This is a genomic window from Kitasatospora saccharophila (genome assembly GCF_039529925.1).
GTDB lineage: Bacteria > Actinomycetota > Actinomycetes > Streptomycetales > Streptomycetaceae > Kitasatospora > Kitasatospora saccharophila.
This window is the reverse complement of record NZ_BAAANS010000025.1, coordinates 40,907-65,165: the sequence shown is the minus strand read 5'-3', so window position 1 is coordinate 65,165 and position 24,259 is coordinate 40,907. Positions and strand designations below refer to the sequence as shown.

Here is a 24,259-nt window from a genome sequence, read left to right as displayed (position 1 = left end):
TCGTGCCACTGTAAGCTGACGACATGACAGGACAAGTTCGCACCGTCGACGGTCGCGTCGCCGGGCGGCGCGGACAGGAGACGCGGCAGAAGCTGCTCGACTGCCTCCGCGAGATGCTCAGCACGTCGCCGTACCGGGACGTCAAGGTCATCGACGTCGCCCGTATGGCGGGAACCTCCCCCGCGACCTTCTACCAGTACTTCCCGGATGTCGAGGGCGCAGTCCTTGAGATCGCCGAGGAAATGGCCGAGGACAGCGGCGGGCTCAAAGAGCTCGTCGATGGAAAGTCCTGGGCGGGAAAGTCCGGCTTCACCACTTCCGAAGAACTGGTGGACGGATTCCTCGCCTTCTGGCGCAAGAATGACGCCATTCTCCGAGTGGTCACACTCGGTGCCGCCGAAGGGGACAAGCGGTTCTTCAAGATCCGCATGAAGGTCCTCAACTCGGTGGCGGGCCCGCTGGCCGAAGCGGTCCGCAACAACCAGGGCAAGACCGACAAGACGGTCGAACCGTCGGCGGTCGCCGGCGCCCTGGTGTCGTTGCTCGCCGCGGCGGCCGAGCACGGCAAGGCGTTCACCTCCTGGGGCGTGAAGGTCAAGGACCTCAAGCCCAACCTGGCGCTCCAGGTGTACCTGGGAGTCACCGGAAAGAAGCCGCCGAAGTAAGAACCCAGCCCATCGGCGCTCGGCCCCGGTTCCTGTCCGGGTGTGTCGGATGCGGCCGTGCCTCGGGGGAGGTTCGCCGACGTACCGCGGAGCGCCGTCCTGCAACGGACGACAGGGGCGGCCGGGAGGATTCCTCCTCCCGGCCGCCCCTGTCGTTTCCGCGTGCGGCCGGTCAGGGGCAGCGCACGACCTGCCCGGCGTAGGCCAGCCCGCCGCCGAAGCCGAACAGCAGCACCGGGTCGCCGCTGGACAGCTCGCCGCGCTCGACCAGCTTGGACAGCGCGAGCGGGATGGAGGCGGCGGAGGTGTTGCCGGAGTCGACCACGTCGCGGGCGACCACCGCGTCCTCGGCCAGGCCGAGCTTGCCGGCGATGGCGTCGATGATCCGCAGGTTGGCCTGGTGGGCGACGAAGCCGCGCAGCTCGGACGGGTCGACGCCGGCCTTCTCGCACGCCTTGCGGGCCAGCGGGGCGACCTGGGTGGTGGCCCAGCGGAACACGGTCTGGCCCTGCTGGCTGATGACCGGCTTCCAGCCGCCGCCGATCAGCACCGCGTCGCCCTTCTCCGGCTCGGAGCCCCAGACCACCGGGCCGACGCCGGCCCGGTCGTCCGGCACCGCCTCCAGCACGGCCGCGCCGGCACCGTCGCCGAAGATCACGCAGGTGGTGCGGTCGGTCCAGTCCAGGGTGTCGGACATCCGCTCCACGCCGATCACCAGCGCCCGGGTGGCGGCATCGGCCCGGATCGCGTGGTCGGCGGTGGCCAGGGCGTAGGAGAAGCCCGAGCAGGCGGTGTTCAGCTCGTAGGCGGCGGGGGTGGGGATGCCGAGCCGGGCGGCGACGGCGGCGGCGGTGCTGGGGCTGCGCTCGATGGCGGTGCAGGTGGCGACGGCGACCAGGTCGATCTGGTCGGGCGTCAACCCCGAGTTGGCGAGGGCCTTCTCGGCGGCGGCCACCGCGAGGTCGACCAGGGTCTCGTCCTCCGCGATGTGCCGGGTGCGGATGCCGACCCGGGAGCGGATCCACTCGTCGTCGGTGTCGACCAGCGTCGAGAGCTCGTCGTTGGTCAGGATCTTCGACGGCTGATGGTGGCCCAGCGCCACGATGCGGGAGGCGGTCATACCACCCACTCAACCGGGTTACCGACGAGTCAGGAGGTGACGGCCCTGCACAGGATCGGGTGCCGGATGCTGTAGGTCCCTGACAACGGGGCCCGCCCGGGCGGCGGGCGACCGCGCTCAGGCGGCGAGCGACTGGGCGTCACCCATCATGATCATCGGGTGCAGCGCCGGGTCCAGGGTCTTGATCAGCTCGACCATGTGGTCCTCGGTCAGCGAGACGCAGCCGTGGGTGGGACCGCCGTGGTCGAGGTGCAGCCAGATGCCGCCGCCCTTGGCCGCGCCCTCCGGGTAGGCGGTGTCGAGCGGGGACCTGCCCTCCACCCGGTTGTAGTTGATCGCGATCACGTAGTCGAAGGAGCCGGCCAGCGGCTCGTTGTTGAACCCGCGCCCGGACATCACGAAGTTCTTGTTGTGGTCGTACGGCAGCTTGGCGCCCGGGTCGGCCTCGCGGCCGCCGGCGTCGGTGAGCGAGAAGAGGCCGATCGGGCTGCGCAGGTCGCCGGAGCGGTGGTCGGTGGTCCAGCCCTTGTAGGCGTTGTGGGCGGGCCAGGCCTGGCCGGCCTGCCAGCTGCCGTCGTCGCCGCGGGTCCACAGCGTGACGGTGTTGTCCGAGGAGTCCTTGCCCTGGCCGCTGGCGACCAGCAGCTGGCGGGTCTCGGCGGGGACCTTGGCCATCCAGGAGTCGCCGATGCCCGGGATGGTGGTGATCCGCTCCCGGTCGGAGCGGTCCGCGGCGGGGGCCACGGTGTGCTGCCCGGCGTCGGCGGCCTGCATCGGCACCACCTCGGGCTCGTGGTCCGGGGCCGCGGCGGCGGTGCTCCCCTGGAAGGTCCGCCCGGGGCCGACGGTGAACCAGCCCGCGGCGAGGGCCAGCAGGGTGGCGGTGCCGACGGTGAACTTGCGGGCCCGGCGCGGCTTCGGCTTGCGGCGGCTGCGGCGGGTGGCGGCTCGGCCCTGGGGCTGCTCTGCCTCGTCCCGGTTGGTCGGCGCGGAGGCCGATCGGCGGGACGAGGAGGTGCGATGGGAACCGGACATGCGAACGATCCTCCCAGACCACGGGGACGAGACGGAACCCGGGCCGTGTGATGAGCCTGTGAGCATACCCGCCAAGGAAACGTTTCTCCGCTCAGCAGCCCGCCCCGGTAGTGCGCCTCTACCCCGTACGCCCCCGGGAATGCCGCGCGCCCGGTGGCCGAAAACCGGTCACCGGGCGCGGGCCGCGCGCGTGGCGGGGCGTCAGGGCGGCGGGGCGTCAGGGCGGCGGGGCCGCGGGGCGCCCCGCCGCGCGGGGGTCAGAGCCGCATCGCCTGCGGGGCCTCCCGGCGGTCCGGGTCCGGGCCGTCGTACTCGCGGATGATCTCGTAGCGGGTGTTGCGCTCGACCGGGCGGAAACCGGCGTCCCGGATCAGGCCGAGCAGGTCGTCGCGGCCCAGCTTGTTCGGGGTACCGAAGTTGTCCGCGTCGTGGGTGATCTTGTACTCGACCACCGAGCCGTCCATGTCGTCCGCACCGTGGCTGAGCGCCAGCTGGGCGGTGGTGACGCCGTGCATCACCCAGAACACCTTGACGTGCGGGACGTTGTCGAACAGCAGGCGGGACACCGCGAAGGTCTTCAGCGCCTCGGCGCCGGTGGCCATCTCGGTGCGCGCCATCAGGCGGTTGCGGACCTTGCCGTCCTTGGAGTCGTGGAAGTCGTGCTGGTAGCGCAGCGGGATGAAGACCTGGAAGCCGCCGGTCTCGTCCTGCAGCTCGCGCAGCCGCAGCACGTGGTCGACCCGGTGCCGGGGCTCCTCGATGTGGCCGTACAGCATGGTGGCCGGGGTCTTGAGGCCCTTCTCGTGCGCCAGGCGGTGGATCCGCGACCAGTCCTCCCAGTGGGTGTCGTGGTCGACGATGTGCTGGCGGACCTCCCAGTCGAAGATCTCCGCGCCGCCGCCGGTCAGCGACTCCAGGCCGGCGTCGATCAGCTCGTCCAGGATCTCGCTCGCGCTCAGACCGCTGATCCGCTCGAACCAGTGGATCTCGGTGGCGGTGAACGCCTTCAGCGAGACGTTCGGCAGCGCGGCCTTCAGCTCCTTGAGGGAGCGCGGGTAGTAGCGCCACGGCAGGGTCGGGTGCAGGCCGTTGACGATGTGCAGCTCGGTCAGCGACTCCGACTCCATCGCCTTGGCGAGCCGGACCGCCTCCTCGATCCGCATCGTGTACGCGTCCTTCTCGCCCGGCTTGCGCTGGAACGAGCAGTACGCGCAGGAGGCGCTGCACACGTTGGTCATGTTCAGGTGGCGGTTGACGTTGAAGTGGACGACGTCGCCGTTCTTCCGCGTCCGCACGTGGTGCGCCAGCCCGCCCAGCCAGGCCAGGTCGTCGCTCGCGTAGAGCGCGATCCCGTCCTCGCGGGTCAGCCGCTCACCGGCGTGGACCTTCGCCTCCAGTTCGCGCTTGAGCCCTGCGTCCATGCGGCGCTCCGCCTCCTTGCGACTTCGATTCGTTGCCGGGACCGAGACTACGCCTAGGTAGCCAGCAGACCGGCCAGCAGGGCGGGGTCGAGGTTGCCGCCGCTGACGACCGCCGCGAACACCCTCCCGCCCAGCTCACCGGCCCGGTGGAAGTAGGCGGCCGGGGCGACCGCGCCGGAGGGCTCGGCGACCAGCCGGCCGCGGCGGGCCAGCAGGGCGACGGTGGAGCGGATCTCGTCCTCGGAGACGGTGACGATGTCGTCCACGTACGCGGTGATGTGCTCGAACGGCAGCACGCCCACCGACGGGGTGCGCAGGCCGTCCGCGATCGTCCGGTAGGTGTCGGCGACCGGCCAGGCGGTGCGGACGCCCGCGCGCAGGCTCTGCTGCGCGTCCGCCGCGAGCTCCGGCTCCACGCCGACCACCCGGACGCCCGGGCAGGCCAGCTTGAGCGCGGCGGCCGTCCCGGAGATCAGGCCGCCGCCGGAGACCGGCACCAGCACGGTGTCCAGCTCGTCCGGGGCGTCCTCGGCGATCTCCAGGCCGACCGTGCCCTGGCCCGCCACGATGTACGGGTCGTCGTACGGCGGCACCCAGACGTAGCCGTGCTCGGCGGCCAGCTCGGCCGGGACGGTGTCGCGCTGCTCGGCGGTGACGATCACCACCTCGGCGCCGAACGAGCGGGTGTTCTCGATCTTCACGGCGGGCGAGGTGTCGGGCATCACGATCACCGCCTTGATCCCGAGCCGCCGCGCCGCGTACGCCACCGCCTGGGCGTGGTTGCCGCTGGACTGCGCCACCACTCCCCTGGCCCGCTCCTCCCCGGTGAGCGCGGCCAGCCGGTTCGTCGCCCCGCGGATCTTGAACGCCCCGGTCGGCTGGAGGCTCTCCGGCTTCAGCCAGAGCCGCCGCCCGCCGTCCTCGGCCCACGGGCAGGGCAGCAGCGGGGTGCGCACCGCCGTGCCGGCGATCCGGCGCTGGGCGGCGCGCAGGTCTTCCAGGTCGACCAGGGTCATGGCGGGGGCTTCCTCCGGTGCTGTGACGGGGGTTCCTACTCGGCGGGGTGCAGCGGGAGTTCGCTGACCCGGTTCTCCCACTTGGTGGAGAGCACCACCGTGGTGCGGGTGCGGGCCACCCCCTTGGTGCCGGACAGCCGCTTGACCACCGACTCCAGGCCCTCCACGTCCGGCACCCGGACCTTCAGCATGTACGAGTCGTCACCCGCGATGAACCAGCAGTCCTCCACCTCCGGGAGGTCCTTCAGCCGGTGCGAGACGTCGTCGTGGTCGGCCGCGTCGGTGAGCTGCAGGCCGATCAGCGCCGTCACCCCGTAACCGAGCGTCGCCGGATTGACCGTCGCCCGGTACCCGGTGATCACGCCCGCCTGCTCCAGGCGGTTGATCCGGTCCGTCACGCTCGGCCCGGACAGGCCCACCAGGCGGCCCAGCTCGGCGTACGAGGCCCGACCGTTCTCCCGGAGTGCCTGGATGAGCTGTCTGTCCACAGAGTCCATTGCCTGCCGCGTCCTTCCGAACCTCACCGGAACCACAGATCATTATCCGGAATCCAAGGCGCTGCGCACCGATCAACCCGGGTATCCCAGAGAACATACTCTCCCGTAGCGTGCCCGCTCACTCGCCCCGGCGCGGGGCGGTTTCCGGACTCCGCACCGGGGTGCTCGCGGCCCCGCCGAGGGTGCCCGACCAGCGGCGGTACAGCCCGTGCGGGACGCCCACCGCGTCCAGCACCCGGCCGGCCACGAAGTCCACCAGTTCGCGGGCGGTCGAGCCGCCCGCGTAGAAGCCCGGGGAGGCCGGCAGGACCACCGCGCCCTGCTCGTCCAGCGCCACCAGGTGGCGCAGCGTGCTGCCGGTCAGCGGGGTCTCGCGCAGGCACAGGACCAGCGGGCGGCGCTCCTTGAGGGTGACCGAGGCGGTGCGCTGCAGCAGGTCCTTCGACAGGCCCAGCGCGATGCCGGCCGCGGCGCCGGTGGTCGCCGGGACGACCAGCATGCCCTTGGCGGGGTACGAGCCGGAGGACGGGCCCGCCGCGAAGTCCCCGGCGGGCCAGTGGCGGACGTCGTGCAGCGCCTCCTCGCCGGTGCCGAGCCAGGCGGCCAGGTCGGCCCGCCAGTGCGCGTCCCGGAAGGAGATGCCGGTCTCGTCCAGGATGGTCAGCCGCGCCGCCCGGCTGACGATCAGGTCGACGGACTCCCCGGCGTCCAGCAGCGCGCGGATCACCGAGGCGGCGTAGGGGGTGCCGCTGGCGCCGGAGACGCCGACGACCCAGGGGGTGCGGGTGGTGCTCATGATTCCCATTGTGGGGGCTGGTGGCGGGGGCTCGGGGGACGGCGAAGAGCCCCGCCAGGGGCTCGGGGAACGGCGAGGCCGTGGCTGCGGGCGGTGCACTGCCGTGGCGCGCATCGGCTTCGGGTTCTGTTACTACACGCAGCAGCACGGACCTTCGATGGGCTCCGGCCGTCAGCAGCATCGACCCGCCGTTCCCCGGGCCCCTGGTGGTGCATGCTCGTCTGCCGACAGTTCCCCGAGCCCTGGATGCGCATCACAATGGGGACATGGCAGCCGAGTTGGTGGATCTGACGCATCCGGTGGTGTCCGGGATGCCGGTGTATCCGGGGGATCCGGGGGTGGAGTTGCGGGCGGCGCTGACGGTGGAGGGGGAGGGGGTGAACGTGCTGGCGGTGCACCTGGGGTCGCAGACGGGGACGCACGTGGACGCGCCGTACCACTTGGACGTGCGGTGGCCGACGCTGGACGGGCTGCCGTTGGAGTTGTTCACGGGGCCCGCGGTGGTGGTGGACCTGCGGGGGCTGCCGGCCCGGGGGCGGGTGACGGCGGGGCACCTGGCGGCGGCGCTCGCGGTCTCGGGGCCGGGAACGGTGCTGCTGCTGGCGACGGGGTGGCCGCGGTACTGGGGGACGGACCGGTACTTCGCGCACCCGTACCTGACCGAGGAGGCCGCCGAGGCGATCGTCGCGGCGGGGGTCCGGACGGTGGGCATCGACGCGCTGTCGGTGGACCCGACGCCGGATCCGGGGCCGTCGGACCCGGAAGTGGCGAGTCTGCTGGCCGAGTTGGCGGACGAGCACGACCCGGAGCCGGAGCAGGCGACGCTGACGGCGCACCGGGTGCTGCTGGGGCCGGAGGGTGGCGGGGTGATCGCGGAGAACCTGACCGACCTGTCGGCGCTGCTGGCGGCGCAGGCGGCGGGGACGCCGGTGGAGGTCTCGCTGTTCCCGTTGCGGCTGACGGCGGCGGACGGGGCGCCGGTGCGGGCGGTGGCGCGGATCGGCTGAGCGGGGCCGCCGCGCGGGGCGGCCGGGCCGGGGGTCCCAACGGCCCCGTCGGCTCCGGGACTTGGTCTAGACCATCCCGGGAGCGCCCCGCTAGGCTCCCGCCATGCCTGAGATCGTCGGTGTGGTCGAGCGCTTGTGGCGCTACCCCGTGAAGTCCATGGGCGGCGAGCTGCTCGACACCGTCGGGGTGGAGGACCGCGGCCTGGTCGGCGACCGCCTGTACGCGGTGCGCGACGGGGCCGGGAAGCTCGGCTCGGGGAAGAGCACCCGGCGCTTCCGCCGGATGGACGGCCTGCTGCGGCTGGGCGCCCGACTGGGTCCGCGGATCGACGGCCCGGAGCTGTTCGACCCGCTGGGCATGCCGGTGCCGGACGCGGACGCCTTCCTGCGCGCGTACCTGGAGCAGGAGGACGTGGCGCTGGCCCGCGAGGACGCGGTCTCGCACTTCGACGAACTGCCGGTGAGCGTGCTGACCACGGCCACCCTGGAGTGGGTGGCGCGGGCGGTGCCGTCGGCGGTGGTGGACGAGCGCCGGTTCCGGCCGAACGTGCTGCTGCGCACCCCGCCGGGGACGCCGCCGTTCGTCGAGGACGGCTGGTACGGCCGGGAGGGCCGGGTGAGGGCCGGGGCGCGGCTGGCGTTCGTCCGCGCCAGCACCCGGTGCGTGATGGTGGGGGTGGCGCAGCCGGGGCTGCCGCAGGCGCCGGAGATCCTGAAGACGATCGCCCACGAGCGGGACGGCGTGCTGGGGGCGCTGGCGACGGTGGCCCGGTCGGGGCGGCTGCGGGTCGGGGACGCGCTGTCGCTGGCCTGAGCCTCAGGCCGGACGCTGCGGGGCCCCGGTCCGCGGGACCAGGCAGAAGGGGTGGCCGGCCGGGTCGGTGAGCACCGTCCAGCGTTCGTGCCGGGCCTTGACCTCGGCGCCGAGCGCGGCCGCGGCGGTCTCGGCGGCGGCCAGGTCGGGGACGTCGATGTCGAGGTGGAGCTGCTGCGGGTGGGCCGGGTCGGGCCAGATCGGCGGGCGGTAGTCCTCGACCCGTTGGAAGCCGAGCACCCGGCCGTCGGGCAGGTGGACGGTGGACCACTCCCCGTCGAGCGACCAGCGCGGGTCGGGGCGGTCGACCTCGCCGCCGAGCAGGGCGGCGTAGAACTGGGCCAGGCCCGCCGGGTAGTGGCAGTCCAGCACCACGCACTGCAGTGTGCCGATCATCGTGTTCCCCGTTCCGCTCGTGGGCAGCCGCTCCTCCCAGCATGGCGCATCGGCGCGGCGGGTGGCGGTTCATCCGGCGGGGGCGGTGTCCGCGCAGGTGGGGGGCGGTTCCGACGGGTCGTCAGGTGGCGTAATGGTGCGGCAACGAAAACCGGGACCGCCCGGCCCTAGGGTTGCCGCCGACAGCGCAGCCGAGGGCCGGAGCAGACCCGATGACCAGCGACAACACCGTTCGCAGCCGGAACAGCGGCGCGGCCAGGCGGCCGCGGGCCGACCGGGCCCGGCAGGTCGCGGACGTGCTGCGGCAGCAGGTGCTGAGCGAGGCGTTCGGGACCGGGCCGCTGCCGCACGAGGACGTGCTGGCGCGGGAGTTCGGGGCGTCCCGGAACACCGTGCGGCAGGCGCTGGACCTGCTGCGCGGGGAGGGCCTGGTGCGCCGGGTGCCCGGGTCGGGGACGCTGGTGGCGGCGGAGAAGGTGCCGCACGGGCTGAACCGGCTGGAGGGCCTGGCCGAGACCCTGCACGAGCACGGCGAGGTGGTGAACGAGGTCCGCTCGTTCGGGCCGGTCCGGGCGCCGGGGGCGGTGGCCCGCCGGTTCGGCTTGCCGGACGGCGCGGACGTGGTGTACGTCGAGCGGCTGCGCCGGCTGAACGGGCTGCCGCTGTCGCTGGACCTGACCTACCTGGCGCCGGACATCGGCGCGCTGCTGGAGCCCGCCGACCTCGCGCACCGGGACGTGTTCCGGCTGATCGAGGAGGCCGCCGGGCAGCCGCTGGGCGCCGCCGACATCACCCTGGAGGCCGTCAACGCCGACGCGCACTCCGCCGCGGTGCTCGAAGTCCCGCGCGGGGCGGCCCTGTTGATGCTGGAGCGGCTCACCACCCTGGCCGACGGACGGCCGGTGGACCTGGAGTACGTACGCTTCCGCGGCGACCGGCTGGCCATGCGCGGCCGGCTGCTCCGCGACCTCACCTGAACCGACCTTCCTCACCTTGGAGTTGGACCGATGGCGCTCGCCGAGCACCGCACCGACGTGCCCGTGACCATCGACGCCTCGCTGTGCATCGCCGGCTGCACGCTGTGCGTCGAGATGTGCCCGCTGGACTCGCTGGCGATCGACGAGCAGAGCGGCACCGCGTACATGCACGTGGACGAGTGCTGGTACTGCGGCCCCTGCGCCGCCCGTTGCCCCACCGGGGCGGTCACCGTCAACATGCCTTACCTGATTCGCTGAGGATGCGTCACATGTCTGGTGCAGCAAGAAAGTTGGGTGTGCTGGCGGCGGTCGCCGGGCTGCTCGCGGGGGCCGCCGGGTGTTCCGCGGGCGGCGACTCGAAGACCGTCGAGGTGGTGGTCGGCTACCAGTCGAAGACCATCAACACCGTCACCGCCGGGACGCTGCTGCGGGCCCGCGGCTACTTCGAGCAGCAGCTCGCCGAACTGGGCGAGCAGGACGGCCGGCAGTACAAGGTGGTCTGGCAGGACTACGACGCGGGCGCGCCGATCACCGCGCAGATGCTCGCCGACAAGATCGACATCGGCTCGATGGGCGACTACCCGCTGCTGATCAACGGCTCCCGCGCCCAGGCGGCCGGCGGACCCGGCACCCGGCTGGTGTCGGTCACCGGCTACAACCTGCTCGGCGCGCTCAACTCCGTCGTGGTGCCGAAGGACTCGCCCGCGCACACGCTGGCCGACCTGAAGGGGAAGAAGGTCTCCAGCTCGGTCGGCTCGGCCTCCGACGGCACCCTGGTGCAGGCCCTGGCCAAGGCGGGCGTGGCCGAGTCCGAGATCCAGAAGCAGAACCAGCAGCCCGCCGTCGGCGCCTCCGCGTTGAAGGCGCACAGCGTGGACGCGCTGGCCCAGTTCGTGGCCTGGCCGGCCGCCGTGGTGTTCGCCGGGGACGGGCGGCTGCTGTACGACGGCGCCGCGCTCGGTCGGCCCACCCTGCACGGCGTGGTGGTGCGGCAGAAGTTCGGCACCGCGCACCCCGACGTGGTCCGGGCCTTCCTGCGCGCCCAGGACGCCGCCACCCGCGACCTCAACCAGCACCCGCTGGCCGCCGCGCAGACCGTCGCCGAGGCCACCGGCCTGCCGCCCGAGGTGGTGTACCTCTACAACGGCCCGAACGGCATCGCCACCTTCGCCACCGCCCTCGACCCGCGGCTGCTGGACGCGATGCGCAGCGACGTCCCGTTCCTGGCCTCGGTCGGCGTGCTCAAGGCGCTCGACCTGGACCGCTTCACCGACCCGTCCTACCTGAGGGACTCCGGCGTCACCGACGGCGAACCCGCCCGGATCACCGGCACCGACCCGGTCTGCGACCGCCCGGTCACCGACCCCGCGCTGGCCGGGGAGCTCTGGTACGAGGGCGAGCAGGCCACCCGGCCGGCCGCCGACCCGACCTGCCTGCTCAAGGCCGTGAAGGCGGCCGGGGCCGCGGGCGGCAAGCTGCGGGCCGCGTACGTGCCCGACGCGGCCACCGGCACCCGCTGGTTCGCCGACCAGGACTGGTGGGTCCGGGACGGCGACGCGTTCAGGCCCTTCACCACCGAGGACGGCGCCGCGGCCTACCTGGCCGCCCACCCGTCCGCCGTCCGGCTGACCTACCGGCAAGCGCTGGACGCCGCGTGAGCGCGCGGCGCAGACTGCTGCGGGCGGCGGCGCTGCTCGCCTTCCTCGGGCTGTGGCAGGCGCTCACCGCGTACAAGGTGGAAGCCTGGGTGCGCTTCGACCACCTGCCGACGGTGCTCCAGGTCGCCGACGCGCTGCGGACGCAGCTCGGCACCGCCGTGTACTGGCAGGACCTGGCCGAGAGCCTGCGGCGGATCTGCACCGGCTTCGCGCTGGCCGCCGTGCTCGGCGTCACCGCCGGGGTGCTGACCGCCCGCTCGCGCACCGCCGCCGACCTGGTCGGTCCGGTGCTGGAGCTGATCCGGCCGATCCCGGCGATCGCGCTGGTCCCGGTGGCGATCATGCTGTTCCCGGAGAACGAGCAGGGCATCGTCTTCATCACCTGCGCCGCCGCGTTCTTCCCGGTCACGGTGGCCACCCGGCACGCGGTGCGGGCGGTGCCGCCGCGCTGGGAGGAGGCGGTGCGCACGATGGGCGGCGGGACGGGCCGGGTGCTGTTCGGCGTGGTGCTGCCGGGCGCGCTGCCCGGGGTGGTCGGCGGGCTCTCGGTCGGCCTGGGCGTCTCGTGGATCTGCGTGATCTCCGCCGAGATGGTCTCCGGTCAGTACGGCGTCGGCTACCGGACCTGGTCCGCGTACACCGTGCTGGACTATCCGGGGGTGTTCGTCGGCATGGTCACCATCGGGCTGCTCGGCTGGGCCACCTCCGGCGCGGTCGAACTGCTCGGGCGGCGGCTGACCCGCTGGCTGCCCACCGCCCCGGCGGGGGTGCGGGGATGAGCCTGCGACTGACCGCGCGCGGCCTGAGCGTCGGCCACCCGGGGCAACCCGTCCTGCGCGACGTCGAGTTGGACGTGGCACCGGGCGAGGTGCTGACCGTGCTCGGCCCGTCCGGCTGCGGCAAGTCCACCCTGCTGCGGGCACTGGCCGGGCTGCTGCGGCCCACCGACGGCGAACTGCTGGCCGGCGGGCGGCCGTTGACCGGGCCCGGCGCCGACCGGACGCTGGTGTTCCAGGAGGACGGGCTGCTGCCCTGGCGCAGCGTCCGGCGCAACGTCGAACTCCCGCTGGCCATCGCCGGGTTGAAGCGCACCGAGCGGCACGCGCCGGTCACCGACTGGCTGGGCCGGGTCGGCCTGGACGACCACGGCGACCGACTGCCGAGGGAGTTGTCCGGCGGCCAGCGCCAACGCGTCCAGCTGGCCCGGGCGCTGGTCGGCGCGCCGCAGGCGGTGCTGATGGACGAGCCGTTCGGCGCGCTCGACCCGCAGACCCGCGCCACGATGCAGCAACTCCTGCTCGCCGTCTGGGAGAAGGAGCGCTGCACGGTGGTCTTCGTCACCCACGACGTGGACGAGGCGCTGCTGCTCGGCGACCGGGTCGCCGTGCTCTCCGGCGGCACCCTGGCCGCCCTGCACCAGGTGCCCGAGCCGCGCGACCCCGCCGCCGACCGGAGCGCGCTGCGGGCGCTGCTCCTCACCCAGTACACCTGAACCGAACCCACCTGAGAGGCACCGCAGATGCGCACACCCGAGATCAGCGAGGCGCGCCGGCTGGAGTGCGACGTCCTGGTGGTCGGCGGCGGCACCGCCGGGTCGATGGCCGCGATCGCCGCCGCCGAGGCCGGGGCGCGCGTCCTGCTGCTGGAGAAGGCGCACGTGCGCCACTCCGGGGCGCTGGCGATGGGCATGGACGGCGTCAACAACGCGATCGTTCCGGGCCGGGCCGACCCGGACGCGTACGTCGCCGAGATCACCCGGGCCAACGACGGCGTGGTCAACCAGGCCACCGTCCGGCAGACCGCCCGGCGCGGCTTCGCCATGGTGCAGCGGCTGGAGCGCTACGGCGTCAAGTTCGAGAAGGACGAGCACGGTGAGTACGCGGTGCGGCAGGTGCACCGCTCCGGGTCGTACGTGCTGCCGATGCCGGAGGGCAAGGACGTCAAGAAGGTGCTGTACCGCGTGCTGCGCGAGCGCCGGATGCGCGAGAAGGTCACCATCGAGAACCGGGTGATGCCGGTGCGGGTGCTCACCGACGGCGGCCGGGCGGTCGGCGCGGCCGGGTTCGACACCCGCAGCGGCGAGTTCGTGCTGGTCTCGGCCGGGGCGGTGGTGCTGGCCACCGGGCCGTGCGGGCGGCTCGGGCTGCCGGCCAGCGGCTACCTGTACGGCACCTACGAGAACCCGACCAACGCGGGCGACGGCTACGCGATGGCGTACCACGCGGGCGCCGAACTCTCCGGCATCGAGTGCTTCCAGATCAACCCGCTGATCAAGGACTACAACGGCCCCGCCTGCGCGTACGTCGCCAACCCGTTCGGCGGCTACCAGGTGAACCGGCACGGCGAGCGGTTCGTCGACTCCGACTACTGGTCCGGGCAGATGATGGCCGAGTTCGCGGTCGAACTCGCCTCCGACCGCGGCCCGGTGTACCTGCGGACCACCCACCTGCCGGAGGAGACCGTGCAGGCCCTGGAGTCCATCCTGCACACCACCGAGCGCCCCAGCCGGGGCACCTTCCACGCCGGGCGCGGCCACGACTACCGCACCCACGACGTCGAGATGCACATCTCCGAGATCGGCCTGTGCGGCGGCCACAGCGCCAGCGGCGTCTGGGTCGACGAGAACGCCGCGACCACCGTCCCCGGGCTGTACGCGGCCGGGGACCTGGCCTGCGTGCCGCACAACTACATGATCGGGGCGTTCGTCTTCGGCGAGCTGGCCGGCACCCACGCGGCCGGCCAACTTCCCGCCGTACGGCCGGAGTTGCCCGCGGATCAGGTGGCCGACGCGCACCGGCTGGTCTACCGGGCGCTGGAGCACCCCGACGGGCCGCCGCAACAGCAGGTCGAGTACAAGCTGCGGCGCTTCGTCAACGACTACATCGCCCCGCCGAAGACCGGCGCCCGGCTGTCCGTCGCGCTCGACCACTTCGAGCGGATGCGCGGCGAGGTCGCCTCGATCGGCGCCCGCACCCCGCACGAACTGATGCGGGCGGTCGAGGTCGACTTCATCCGGGACTGCGCCGAGATGGCCGCCCGGGCCTCGCTGGCCCGCGAGGAGTCCCGCTGGGGCCTCTACCACCAGCGCCTCGACCGGCCCGCGCAGGACGACGCCCGCTGGTTCCGGCACCTCAACCTGCGCAAGCGCGCCGACGGCGCGATGGAGTTCCTGACCCGCCCGGTCGCGCCCTACCTCGTCCCGGTCGACGGCCTGGAACCCCCCGCCGGGGAGGTCGAACTGCTCGGCACCGTCGAGGCGATGGCGGTCGGCCGCACCGGGGTGAGCGCCGCGCTGCCGGGCGGGACGGCGACCACCGGCACGGCGAAGCCGCAGGGCCGGGTGCTGGAGGTGCTGCGGGCCGAGGGCGCCGCGGTCGTCGACTACCTGACCGACCCCGACCCGGACGTCCGACTGGCCGCCGTCGCCGCGCTCACCGAACACACCCCGGACGGCACCGGCCGCGCGCTGGTCGCCGCGCTCGGCGACCCGGACGGGCGGGTCCGCGGCGCGGCCGTCGCGGGCCTGCGGGAACTGGCCGAGGTCCTCGACCCCGCGCTGGGGACGGCGCTGGCCGCCGCGGCCGACTCCGCCGACCCGGTGGTGCGGGCGGGCGTCCAGGAACTCGCCCGCGTCCTGCGCGGCGGATCGGTCGAACTGTTCGCGGCCGGGCTGCGCGACCCGGAGGCCCCGGTGCGGCTGCAGGCCGTCCGCGGGCTGGTCTCGCTGGACGCGGCGGAAGCGCTGGCCGCCGGAGCGACGGACACCGCCCGGGAGGTCCGGGTCGCCGTCGGCGAAGGGCTCGGGGTGATCGGCGACCCCGCCTCGGCGGACGTCCTGGCCCTGCTCGCCGACGACCCGGACCCGCTGGTGCGCGCCGGGGCCTTCACCGGGGCGGCGAGCCTGGGCGGGGCCCTCGCGGAACTGGCGGAACTGGCGGAACGCCCGGACCCGGCCTGGCAGGTGCGGAAGGCCGCGGCGGGCGTACTCGGCGCGGCCGGCCGCTGGAAGGCGCTGACCGGACTGGCGACGGACGGGAACGCGGACGTCCGCAAGGCCGCCGTCCGGGCGATGGCCGCGGGCGCCACCGGGACGGACGTCGCCGCGGCGCTGCGGGAACGGCTGGCGGACGGCGACGCGGACGTCCGGGCGTACGCGCGAATGGCGCTGGAGGGAGCGTAGGAGCCTGCGAAATCAGGGGCTCGGGGAACGGCATGCACCACCAGGGGCCCGGGGAACGGCGGGTCGATGCTGCTGACGGCCGGAGCCCATCGGAGGTTCGTGCTGCTGCGTGTAGTAACGGAACCGGAAGCCGATGCGCGCAACGGCAGTGAACCTCGCGCAGACTCGGCCTCGCCGTTCCCCGAGCCCCTGTCGGGGGCTCTCTGTCAGACCGTCAGACCCCGGCTGATCAGGTCGATCAGGGCGAAGGCGAACAGCGAGATGCCCACGAACCCGTTGGTGGAGAAGAACGCCCGGTTCAGCCGGGACAGGTCGTGCGGCTTGACGATGGTGTGCTCGTAGACGAACGCCCCGGCCACCACGGCGAGCCCGCACCAGAAGAACGCGCCCGCGTCGGTCAGCACCGCGTACCAGGCCAGCAGCGCGGTGGTGATCGCGTGGCAGACCCGGGCGCCGGTGATCGCGGCGGGGATGCCGAACCGGGCCGGGACGGAGCGCACGCCCATGCCGCGGTCGGCCGCGACGTCCTGGCAGGCGTAGATCAGGTCGAAGCCGCCGATCCAGATGCCGACCGCGAGGCCGAGCACCACCGCGTCCCAGGACCAGCTGCCGGTGACGGCCAGCCAGGCGCCGATCGGGCCCATCGCCTGGGCCAGGCCGAGGATGGCCTGCGGGAAGTCGGTGAACCGCTTGCCGTAGGGGTAGACCACCATCGGGACGACCGCGACCGGCGCCAGCAGCAGGCACAGCGTGTTCAGCAGCGCGGCCGAGCCGAGGAAGACCACCAGGGAGATCGCCGAGCCGACGTACGCGGTGCGCAGCGAGACCGCGCCGGTGACGAGTTCGCGGCCCGCGGTGCGCGGGTTCCGGGCGTCGATCTCGCGGTCGATGATCCGGTTGGCGGCCATCGCGAAGGTGCGCAGGCCGACCATGCAGACGGTGACCAGCAGCAGTTCGCGCCAGTGCACCGACCCGTCGGCGAGGAACATCGCGGTGAGCGCGGCGGTGTAGGCGAAGGGCAGCGCGAACACCGAGTGCTCGATCGCGACCAGGCGCAGGAAGGCCCGGGTCCGGCTCGGCGGGGCCTCGAACGCGTCGGCGGTGGTCATCAGAGTCCGTACTCCTTCCAGCGGCGGGTGACCCGGGCCGCGGTCTCCGGGTCGGAGGTGACCATCTCGGGCCAGCCGCCGTCGCGGGTGTAGCCCTCCTCGGGGAGCTTGCGGGTGGCGTCGATGCCCGCCTTGCCGCCCCAGAACTGCTGGTAGGAGGCGTGGTCGAGGTGGTCGACCGGGCCCTCGACGACCGAGAGGTCCCGGCTGTAGTCGACGTTGCCCAGGGCCCGCCAGGCGACCTCCTGGTAGTCGTGCACGTCGCAGTCGGCGTCCACCACGACGATCAGCTTGGTCAGCGACATCATGTGGGCGCCCCAGATGGCGTGCATGACCTTCTGCGCGTGCTTGGGGTACTTCTTGTCGATCGAGACGATCACGCAGTTGTGGAAGCCGCCGGCCTCGGGCAGGTCGTAGTCGACGATGTCCGGGATGATCACCTTGAGCAGCGGCAGGAAGAAGCGCTCGGTGAACTTGCCCAGCGGCCCGTCCTCGGTCGGCGGGCGGCCGACCACGATGGACTGCAGCAGCGGGCGGCGGCGCATCGTGACGCAGTCGATGGTCAGCGCCGGGAACGGCTCCTGCGGGGTGTAGAAGCCGGTGTGGTCGCCGAACGGGCCCTCGGGCAGCAGTTCGCCGGGCTCCAGCCAGCCCTCCAGCACCACCTCGGCGTCCGCCGGGACCTGCAGCGGGACGGTCTTGCAGTCGACCATCCGGACCCGCTCGCCCGCGACGAACCCGGCGAACAGGTACTCGTCGATGTCGCCGGGCAGCGGCGCGGTGGCGGCGTAGGTGACGGCGGGCGGGCAGCCGAAGGCGATCGCGACGGGCAGCTTCTCGCCGCGCTTGGCGGCCACCGCGGCGTGGTTGCGGCTGTCCTTGTGGATCTGCCAGTGCATGCCGATGGTGCGCTTGTCGTGCCGCTGCAGCCGGTAGAGGCCGAGGTTGCGGACGCCGGAGTCCGGGTCCTTGGTGTGGGTGAGCCCGAGGTTGAAGAAGGAGCCGCCGTCCAGCGGCCAGGTGAACAGCGCGGGCAGCTGCTCCAGGTCGACGTCCTCGCCGGTGAGCACCACCTCGTGGACCGGCGCGTCGGCGGACTTCACGTTCCGCGGCGGGACGTGCGCCATCGAGGCGAGCTTGCCGAACGCCTCCCGGAAGCCGGTGAAGCCCTGCGGCAGCTCGGGCTTGAGCAGGCCGCCGATCTTCTCGGCGATGTCGTCGGGCGACTTGAGGCCGAGCGCCTTGGACAGCCGCCGCTCGGTGCCGAAGACGTTCATGGCCAGCGGCATCGCCGAGCCCTTGACGTTCTCGAACAGCAGCGCGGGGCCCTTGGCCTTCTGCACCCGGTCGACGATCTCGCCGACCTCCAGGTAGGGGTCGACCTCGACCTTGATCCGTTTGAGGTCGCCCTCCCGCTCCAGCGCCCGGAGGAAGGAACGGAGATCGTCGTATGCCATACCTGTCAGTATCCGGTACGGGCTACCCTGAGCCCGCCAAGGGTCCTGTTCGAACCTTTCCGGGAGTTCTGCGCTGTGCTGAGAGTCGTGCCCGTGGTGGCGCTGCTGGCCCTGTGGGTGTGGGCGTTCATCGACTGCCTGACCACCCCGGAGGACGAGGTCCGCCACCTGCCGAAGGTGGCCTGGGTGATCGTGGTGCTGTTCTTCCCGCTGGTCGGCTCGATCGCCTGGCTGGTGGCCGGCCGCGACCGCACCGGTGCCCGCGGCCGGGCGGCCCGGCCGTTCGGCCCGACCGCCGGGCGCCCCGGGCAGGGGCGGCCGCTGGCCCCGGACGACGACCCGGAGTTCCTGGCCTCGCTGAAGCGCGGCAACGAGCAGCACGAGGACCTGCTCAAGCAGTGGGAGGCGGACCTGCGCCGCCGCGAGGAGGAGCTGCGCGGGGACGAGGACCGTCCGGGGGACGGCGACCACCCCAAGGGCTGATCACGCCTTTTGGCGCATCCCTACCATCCGGGCCCGTACCGGAGCCCCCGCACCGGGCCGCCAGCCCGTGTGCGCCCCCGCCGGCGCGGCGCCGGACGGCGGCCTGCGCGCACCCGCCATCTTGCCGCTGACCTGCCAATTCGACCGTTCCGGCACCCCCTGCCCGGGAGGGGCGCGGACCCCCTCCGGAAACGGCCCCGCGCTGGGGCCGTGCGCCCCCCTATGTGGAGCCTGTACAGCGATCGGGTCCCGACCTTGTACGGATTCGACGCCGAGGGCGGGGCGCACTGACTCGTACTGTCGTAGCAGTAGAGGTGTTCGCTGCCCCACGCGAGCTTGGAGTGGTTCGAGATGACGGTCCTGCACGATGCGCCGGTCGGCGGCGAGACTCCGGGCGACGCCCGCAGTCGGGTCGCCGAGTTGCACGAGCTGCGCGAGCAGGTCCGTCGCGGTCCCAGCGAGAAGGCGACCGAGGCGCAGCACGCCAAGGGCAAGCTGACCGCCCGCGAGCGGATCGACCTGCTGCTGGACGAGGGCTCCTTCCACGAGGTGGAGCCGCTGCGCCGGCACCGCGCGCAGGGCTTCGGCCTGGAGGCGAAGAAGCCGCACACCGACGGCGTCATCGTCGGCTGGGGCACCGTGCACGGGCGCACCGTGTTCACCTACGCGCACGACTTCCGGATCTTCGGCGGCGCGCTGGGCGAGGCCCACGCGCAGAAGATCCACAAGATCATGGACATGGCCATCGCGGCCGGCGCGCCGCTGGTGTCGCTGAACGACGGCGCCGGCGCCCGGATCCAGGAGGGCGTCACCGCGCTGGCCGGCTACGGCGGCATCTTCCAGCGCAACACCCGCGCCTCCGGCGTCATCCCGCAGATCTCCGTCATGCTCGGCCCCTGCGCCGGCGGCGCCGCCTACTCCCCGGCCCTGACGGACTTCGTGTTCATGGTCCGCGAGACCTCGCAGATGTTCATCACCGGCCCCGACGTGGTCCAGGCCGTCACCGGCGAGAAGATCACCCAGAACGGCCTCGGCGGCGCCGACGTCCACTCCGCGGTCTCCGGCGTGTCGCACTTCGTCTACGACGACGAGCAGTCCTGCATCGAGGAGGTCCGCTACCTCCTGTCGCTGCTGCCGCAGAACAACCGGGAGATGCCGCCCTCGGTGGCCGCGGAGGACCCGGTGGACCGCCGCAACGAGAGCCTGCTCGACCTCGTCCCGGCCGACGGCAACCGCCCGTACGACATGCGCAAGGTCATCGAGGAGGTCGTCGACCACGGCGAGTTCCTGGAGGTCCACGAGCGCTGGGCGACCAACGTGATCTGCGCGCTGGCCCGCATCGACGGCCACGTGGTCGGCCTCATCGCCAACCAGCCGCAGTCGCTGGCCGGCGTCCTGGACATCAACGCCAGCGAGAAGGCCGCCCGCTTCGTGCAGATGTGCGACGCCTTCAACATCCCGCTGGTCACCATGCTCGACGTCCCCGGCTTCCTGCCCGGCGTCGACCAGGAGCACGACGGCATCATCCGCCACGGCGCCAAGCTGCTGTACGCCTACTGCAACGCCACCGTGCCGCGCATCCAGCTGATCCTGCGCAAGGCGTACGGCGGCGCCTACATCGTGATGGACTCCCGCTCCATCGGCGCCGACCTCTCCTACGCCTGGCCCACCAACGAGATCGCCGTCATGGGCGCCGAGGGCGCCGCCAACGTCATCTTCCGCCGCGACATCAACGCCGCCGAGGACCCCGACGACATGCGCGCCCAGAAGATCAAGGAGTACAAGAGCGAGCTGATGCACCCGTACTACGCGGCCGAACGCGGCCTCGTCGACGACGTCATCGACCCCGCCGAGACCCGCTCGGTGCTCGCCTCCGCCCTCGCCATGCTCCGCACCAAGCACGCCGACCTGCCCAGCCGCAAGCACGGCAACCCGCCGATGTAACCAGCGGTCGCGCTCGCCGAAACCTTTCAGAATCAAGCTTGGGGGAGAACGGGAACCATGAACGAACCTCTCGTCCGCGTCGTCCGCGGCTCGCTGACCGCCGAGGAACTGGCCGCGCTGACCGCGGTGCTGGCCGCGCGGGCGGCGGTGGCCGCCGCCACCGCCGCCGCCCCGGCGGTGGAGCCGATCGCCACCTGGTCGCGCGTCGAGCGCCGCCCGGCCTACTTCTCCCCCGTCAGCTGGCAGCAGGCGGCGTGACGGCGACGGCCGGGGGCCCGGAGCGAGGTTCGCTCCGCCCCCCCGCCCGTCGGTGTCCCCGGGCCGCTAGGCGGCGGCCAGGGCGGCCGGACGGCCGGCGTGCATGGTGGTGAGGTTGGCGGCCAGGCGCTGCGGGTCCTGGGCCAGCCACAGGCGCACCGCGGCCCCGAGCATGATGCAGGAGGAGCCGAGCCGGACGCCGGTGGACTGGGCGATCCGCGCGGTGGCGATGGTGAGCAGGTCGGCCAGCTCGGTGGGGAGCCAGACGGTGAGCGCGCAGGGCGCGGGGGTGGTGATGGCGGCGAGCAGCCGGTAGGCGTCCGCCGGGCAGTGCAGGGTGGGCAGGACGTCCAGCAGCCCGTCGGCGACGACTTCGGAGACGTCGCTGTGGTGGCCCTGGGCGAGCCGTCGCAGCAGCGTGCGTTCCGCTGCGGTGATTCGGACGGTCATGATGACCTCGTCGCACTCCATGGTGCGGCCCTCCTCGCGGCTTCGTGGTGCGTGGGTGGTGGGGTGGTGGTGCGGGGGCGTCAGACGCCGGCGTAGGAGTGCTTGCCGGTGATGAAGATGTTGACGCCGTAGAAGTTGAACAGCCAGCAGGCGAAGGCGAGCAGCGCCAGGTAGGCGGCCTTGCGGCCGCGCCAGCCGGCGGTGGCCCGGGCGTGCAGGTACGCGGCGTAGGCGACCCAGGTGATGAAGGACCAGGTCTCCTTCGGGTCCCACTCCCAGTACTTGCCCCAGGCGACCTCGGCCCAGATCGCGCCCGCGATGATGGTGAACGTCCAGAGCGGGAAGATGATCGCGTTGATCCGGTAGGAGAGCTTGTCCAGGGTGCCGGAGGCGGGCAGCCGCTCCATCAGGTTGGCGGCGCGGACGGTGAGCCCGGCCGCGATGCGGTGCTCGTAGCGGTCCTTGAGCAGGTAGGCCACGGTGGTGACGAACGCGGCGAAGAAGGCGCCGCCGCAGACGGTGGCGGCGGAGACGTGGATGCCGAGCCAGTAGGAGTGCAGGGCGGGGACGAGCTGCTCGGAGTCGGTGTAGAGCACCGCGACGGCGACGCCGAGGATCAGCAGCGCGACCACGGTCACCGGCAGGCCGAGCCAGCGCACGTTCTTCTTGGTGGCGAGCAGGATCACGTACGCGCCGACCATCATCAGGGCGAAGGCGCACGAGAACTCGTACATGTTGCCCCACGGCCAGCGCATCACCGACAGGCCGCGGGTGGCCACGCTGGCGGCGTGCAGCAGCAGGCCGAGGACGGTCAGCGAGACGGCCATCCGGCCGACCAGGTCGGCCTTCTCGCTGGTGCCGGCCGGGCCGACGCCGTCGGCCGGGCCCCCGTCGCCGCGGCCGCTGGTGACGGTGGTGGCACCGGCGTCGGCGAGCGCGGTGCGGGTGAGCGTGGTGGTGCCGCCGCCCTGGGAGGCGACGGTGACGGTGACCTTGCGGACGCCCTTGGCCGCCTCCGCCGAGTCGGCGACGGACTCGGCCAGGGTGCTCTGCTGCGCGGAGCGGACGGCGACGCCGCCCTTGGCGCCGAACGTCCACTCGAAGATCTGGGCGAACATCGCCAGGGTGTAGACGGTCATCGCCGAGTAGATGAGGTAGTTGGAGATGTTGGCCAACTGGGTGTCGACCTGCGCGAGCAGCACCGTCTACTCCTTGGTTTCCGGGGCGGTGGGGACGGCAGCGGCCGGGGAGTCGGCTGCGGCGGGTGCGTTGTCTGCGGGGGGTGCGTCGTCCGCGGGGACGTCGGGCCCCGGGGGGCCGTCGGCGGGCGGCTCGTCGGCGGCCGGTGCGTCGTCCTGGAGCTCGACGGCGATCGCGGCGAGCTCCTCGGCGGTGCGGGCCGACTCGCTGCGGCCCAGGCCGGCCACCTCGACCAGGGTGCGGCCGTCGGGGGCGGCGACCGCGCGGACCCAGATCCGGCGGCGCTGGACGAACAGCGAGCCGATCAGGCCGAGGACCGCGGCGACCGCGCCGATCAGCGCGACCGTGTTGCCGGGGCGGTGCGAGACGGTGAAGTTGGCCCACTGCTGGTAGCCGTCGAAGGTGACGGTGCCGTAGCCGTCGGGCAGTTCCCAGCCCTCGCCGACCTTGAGGATCGCGGTGGCGGGCGCGTCGTTGACCTTGAGCTGGGTCATCGCCTTGTTGTCGAGCTCGTACACGTTCTGCGGCAGGCCGCTGTCGGTGCGCAGGTCGCCGACGTAGACGCTGAGCACCAGCCTCGGGTCGGCGGCGGCCGGGAAGACCGAGATCGGGCCGGTGTGGGTGAAGTCGGCGGCGGCGGTGGGCAGGAAGAAGCCCTGGAAGGCCATCTGGGTCTTCTGGCCGTCGGGGCCGGTGCCGTAGTCGTTGACCTTGATCACGCCGGGCGAGGTGACGTTGGAGTCCCGGGGCAGGAACACCGTCGGGCCGCGGTAGACGACCTCGTTCCGCGCGTTGCGGACGGTCACCACCGGGGCGAAGCCGTGCGCGGTCAGGAAGACCTTGGAGCCGCCCACCTCCAGCGGGTGGTTGACCTCGATCCTGGCGTTCTTCTGCTTGCCGGTGTCGGCGCCGTCCCAGTAGCGGACGTTGGCGACGAACTCCTTGGCGGTGCCGGCCGTCGGCCCCTCGGTCTGGTAGTCGGCGGTGAAGCCGTCCAGCTTGAAGCCGAAGGCGTCCAGGTCGTCGACGCCGTAGAACGCGGAGCCGGTGAAGTCGTCGAGCTGGGTGGTGGTGTTGGAGTAGCCCTGGCCCTCCAGCACGATCTTGGTGCCGGAACCGCTGAACAGGCTGGCCCAGGCGAAGCCGGCCAGCAGGGCGAACAGCGCGAAGTGGAACAGCAGGTTGCCGACCTCGCGCAGGTAGCCCTTCTCGGCGGCCACCGAGCCGGGGTCGGCGGCGGCCCGGAAGCCGCGCTTGCGCAGCAGCCGGTGGGCGGCCGCGTTGACCTTCTCCGGGGCGGCGTCGGTGTGCCAGGCCGCGTAGACCGGCATCCGGGCCAGGTTGCGCGGGGCGGCCGGGGGCTGGGCGCGCAGCACGCCGACGAACTGCCAGGTGCGCGGCAGGATGCAGCCGGCCAGCGAGACGAACAGCAGGATGTAGATCGCGGAGAACCACACCGAGCTGTAGACGTCGAAGAGTTGGAGCTTCTCGTAGATCGGGGCGAGGCCCTTGTGGGCGTTCTTCCACTCCGCGACCTTGAAGGCGTTGGTGTTCTGCGGCACCAGCGAGCCGGGGATGGCCGCCAGCGACAGCAGGAACAGCAGCAGCAGGGCGACCCGCATCGAGGTGAGCTGGCGCCAGAACCAGCGCAGCCAGCCGAACGCGCCCATGCCGGGCGGCACCGAGTCGTTCTCCTCGGGCGCGGTGCTGAGCCGTTCGACGTCGGGGTCCTCCGCGGCGTCGGCCGGCTGGGGGCTGGTCTTGGTGTCGCTCACG

At 72.8% G+C, this 24,259-nt stretch carries 24 protein-coding genes; 12 read left to right on the top strand and 12 right to left on the bottom strand.

Annotation, left to right across the window (positions count from 1 at the left end; all coding sequences use genetic code 11):
• Positions 1-23: 23 nt before the first annotated feature.
• Positions 24-665, top strand: a complete 642-nt coding sequence (locus tag ABD345_RS19370) for a TetR/AcrR family transcriptional regulator (RefSeq protein ID WP_344553564.1) — start codon at positions 24-26, stop codon at positions 663-665.
• 172 nt (positions 666-837) lie between these two features.
• Here ABD345_RS19370 and ABD345_RS19365 read toward each other — a convergent pair whose 3' ends face one another.
• The 6 genes from ABD345_RS19365 to ABD345_RS19340 all read right to left on the bottom strand — a co-directional run bounded on the left by ABD345_RS19365 (position 838) and on the right by ABD345_RS19340 (position 6,550).
• Positions 838-1,785, bottom strand: a complete 948-nt coding sequence (locus tag ABD345_RS19365; protein WP_344553563.1) for a beta-ketoacyl-ACP synthase III — start codon at positions 1,783-1,785, stop codon at positions 838-840.
• Between the two features lie 117 nt (positions 1,786-1,902).
• Positions 1,903-2,820, bottom strand: coding sequence for a L,D-transpeptidase family protein (locus ABD345_RS19360; RefSeq protein ID WP_344553562.1), 918 nt, complete (start codon positions 2,818-2,820; stop codon positions 1,903-1,905).
• Positions 2,821-3,077: 257 nt separating this feature from the next.
• A complete protein-coding gene (mqnE, locus tag ABD345_RS19355; RefSeq protein WP_344553561.1) occupies positions 3,078-4,241 on the bottom strand; it encodes an aminofutalosine synthase MqnE in 1,164 nt (387 codons plus the stop codon).
• 53 nt (positions 4,242-4,294) lie between these two features.
• Positions 4,295-5,257: a threonine ammonia-lyase gene (locus ABD345_RS19350; protein ID WP_344553560.1), complete on the bottom strand. Its 963-nt coding sequence runs from the start codon at positions 5,255-5,257 to the stop codon at positions 4,295-4,297.
• A 35-nt stretch (positions 5,258-5,292) separates the two neighbouring features.
• Complete coding sequence (locus ABD345_RS19345) at positions 5,293-5,754, bottom strand: Lrp/AsnC family transcriptional regulator (RefSeq protein WP_033250846.1); 462 nt, start codon at positions 5,752-5,754, stop codon at positions 5,293-5,295.
• A 118-nt stretch (positions 5,755-5,872) separates the two neighbouring features.
• A complete protein-coding gene (locus ABD345_RS19340) occupies positions 5,873-6,550 on the bottom strand; it encodes a UbiX family flavin prenyltransferase (RefSeq protein WP_344553558.1) in 678 nt (225 codons plus the stop codon).
• A gap of 266 nt (positions 6,551-6,816) precedes the next feature.
• Here ABD345_RS19340 and ABD345_RS19335 point away from each other — a divergent pair, with 266 nt between their 5' ends.
• Together ABD345_RS19335 and ABD345_RS19330 are read left to right on the top strand one after the other, a co-directional pair.
• A complete protein-coding gene (locus ABD345_RS19335; protein WP_344553557.1) occupies positions 6,817-7,557 on the top strand; it encodes a cyclase family protein in 741 nt (246 codons plus the stop codon).
• A 103-nt stretch (positions 7,558-7,660) separates the two neighbouring features.
• Complete coding sequence (locus ABD345_RS19330; protein WP_344553556.1) at positions 7,661-8,371, top strand: MOSC domain-containing protein; 711 nt, start codon at positions 7,661-7,663, stop codon at positions 8,369-8,371.
• A 3-nt stretch (positions 8,372-8,374) separates the two neighbouring features.
• Here ABD345_RS19330 and ABD345_RS19325 read toward each other — a convergent pair whose 3' ends face one another.
• A complete protein-coding gene (locus tag ABD345_RS19325; protein ID WP_344553554.1) occupies positions 8,375-8,767 on the bottom strand; it encodes a VOC family protein in 393 nt (130 codons plus the stop codon).
• Between the two features lie 212 nt (positions 8,768-8,979).
• Here ABD345_RS19325 and ABD345_RS19320 point away from each other — a divergent pair, with 212 nt between their 5' ends.
• The 6 genes from ABD345_RS19320 to ABD345_RS19295 are packed head-to-tail and all read left to right on the top strand — an operon-like array spanning position 8,980 to position 15,582.
• A complete protein-coding gene (locus tag ABD345_RS19320) occupies positions 8,980-9,744 on the top strand; it encodes a GntR family transcriptional regulator (protein WP_344553553.1) in 765 nt (254 codons plus the stop codon).
• A 30-nt stretch (positions 9,745-9,774) separates the two neighbouring features.
• Positions 9,775-10,002: a 4Fe-4S dicluster domain-containing protein gene (locus tag ABD345_RS19315; protein ID WP_099900096.1), complete on the top strand. Its 228-nt coding sequence runs from the start codon at positions 9,775-9,777 to the stop codon at positions 10,000-10,002.
• Positions 10,003-10,013: 11 nt separating this feature from the next.
• Positions 10,014-11,402, top strand: coding sequence for an ABC transporter substrate-binding protein (locus ABD345_RS19310; protein WP_344553552.1), 1,389 nt, complete (start codon positions 10,014-10,016; stop codon positions 11,400-11,402).
• Positions 11,399-12,181, top strand: a complete 783-nt coding sequence (locus ABD345_RS19305; RefSeq protein WP_344553550.1) for an ABC transporter permease — start codon at positions 11,399-11,401, stop codon at positions 12,179-12,181. The genes ABD345_RS19310 and ABD345_RS19305 overlap by 4 nt, the downstream gene beginning before the upstream one ends.
• Positions 12,178-12,894, top strand: a complete 717-nt coding sequence (locus ABD345_RS19300) for an ABC transporter ATP-binding protein (protein WP_344553549.1) — start codon at positions 12,178-12,180, stop codon at positions 12,892-12,894. Before ABD345_RS19305 ends, ABD345_RS19300 begins: the two co-directional genes overlap by 4 nt.
• Positions 12,895-12,921: 27 nt before the next feature.
• On the top strand, positions 12,922-15,582 hold the full coding sequence (locus ABD345_RS19295; protein ID WP_344553547.1) for a fumarate reductase/succinate dehydrogenase flavoprotein subunit: 2,661 nt from the start codon (positions 12,922-12,924) through the stop codon (positions 15,580-15,582).
• 206 nt (positions 15,583-15,788) lie between these two features.
• Here ABD345_RS19295 and mqnP read toward each other — a convergent pair whose 3' ends face one another.
• Both mqnP and ABD345_RS19285 read right to left on the bottom strand, forming a co-directional pair.
• Complete coding sequence (mqnP, locus tag ABD345_RS19290) at positions 15,789-16,691, bottom strand: menaquinone biosynthesis prenyltransferase MqnP (RefSeq protein ID WP_344553546.1); 903 nt, start codon at positions 16,689-16,691, stop codon at positions 15,789-15,791.
• Positions 16,691-18,148, bottom strand: coding sequence for a menaquinone biosynthesis decarboxylase (locus ABD345_RS19285; RefSeq protein WP_344553544.1), 1,458 nt, complete (start codon positions 18,146-18,148; stop codon positions 16,691-16,693). Before ABD345_RS19285 ends, mqnP begins: the two co-directional genes overlap by 1 nt.
• A 75-nt stretch (positions 18,149-18,223) precedes the next feature.
• Here ABD345_RS19285 and ABD345_RS19280 point away from each other — a divergent pair, with 75 nt between their 5' ends.
• The 3 genes from ABD345_RS19280 to ABD345_RS19270 all read left to right on the top strand — a co-directional run bounded on the left by ABD345_RS19280 (position 18,224) and on the right by ABD345_RS19270 (position 20,833).
• Positions 18,224-18,631: a PLD nuclease N-terminal domain-containing protein gene (locus ABD345_RS19280; RefSeq protein ID WP_344553542.1), complete on the top strand. Its 408-nt coding sequence runs from the start codon at positions 18,224-18,226 to the stop codon at positions 18,629-18,631.
• A gap of 351 nt (positions 18,632-18,982) precedes the next feature.
• On the top strand, positions 18,983-20,575 hold the full coding sequence (locus ABD345_RS19275; RefSeq protein ID WP_344553540.1) for an acyl-CoA carboxylase subunit beta: 1,593 nt from the start codon (positions 18,983-18,985) through the stop codon (positions 20,573-20,575).
• Between the two features lie 57 nt (positions 20,576-20,632).
• Complete coding sequence (locus tag ABD345_RS19270) at positions 20,633-20,833, top strand: acyl-CoA carboxylase epsilon subunit (RefSeq protein ID WP_344553539.1); 201 nt, start codon at positions 20,633-20,635, stop codon at positions 20,831-20,833.
• A 66-nt stretch (positions 20,834-20,899) separates the two neighbouring features.
• Here the strand turns inward: ABD345_RS19270 and ABD345_RS19265 are convergent, their stop codons facing one another.
• Genes ABD345_RS19265 through resB form a run of 3 tightly spaced genes read right to left on the bottom strand, consistent with a single transcriptional unit; the run spans position 20,900 to position 24,258 of the window.
• Positions 20,900-21,304, bottom strand: coding sequence for a hypothetical protein (locus tag ABD345_RS19265; RefSeq protein WP_344553538.1), 405 nt, complete (start codon positions 21,302-21,304; stop codon positions 20,900-20,902).
• A gap of 59 nt (positions 21,305-21,363) precedes the next feature.
• A complete protein-coding gene (gene ccsB / locus ABD345_RS19260) occupies positions 21,364-22,485 on the bottom strand; it encodes a c-type cytochrome biogenesis protein CcsB (RefSeq protein WP_344553537.1) in 1,122 nt (373 codons plus the stop codon).
• Between the two features lie 3 nt (positions 22,486-22,488).
• Positions 22,489-24,258: a cytochrome c biogenesis protein ResB gene (gene resB, locus ABD345_RS19255; protein ID WP_344553535.1), complete on the bottom strand. Its 1,770-nt coding sequence runs from the start codon at positions 24,256-24,258 to the stop codon at positions 22,489-22,491.
• Position 24,259 lies beyond the last annotated feature (1 nt).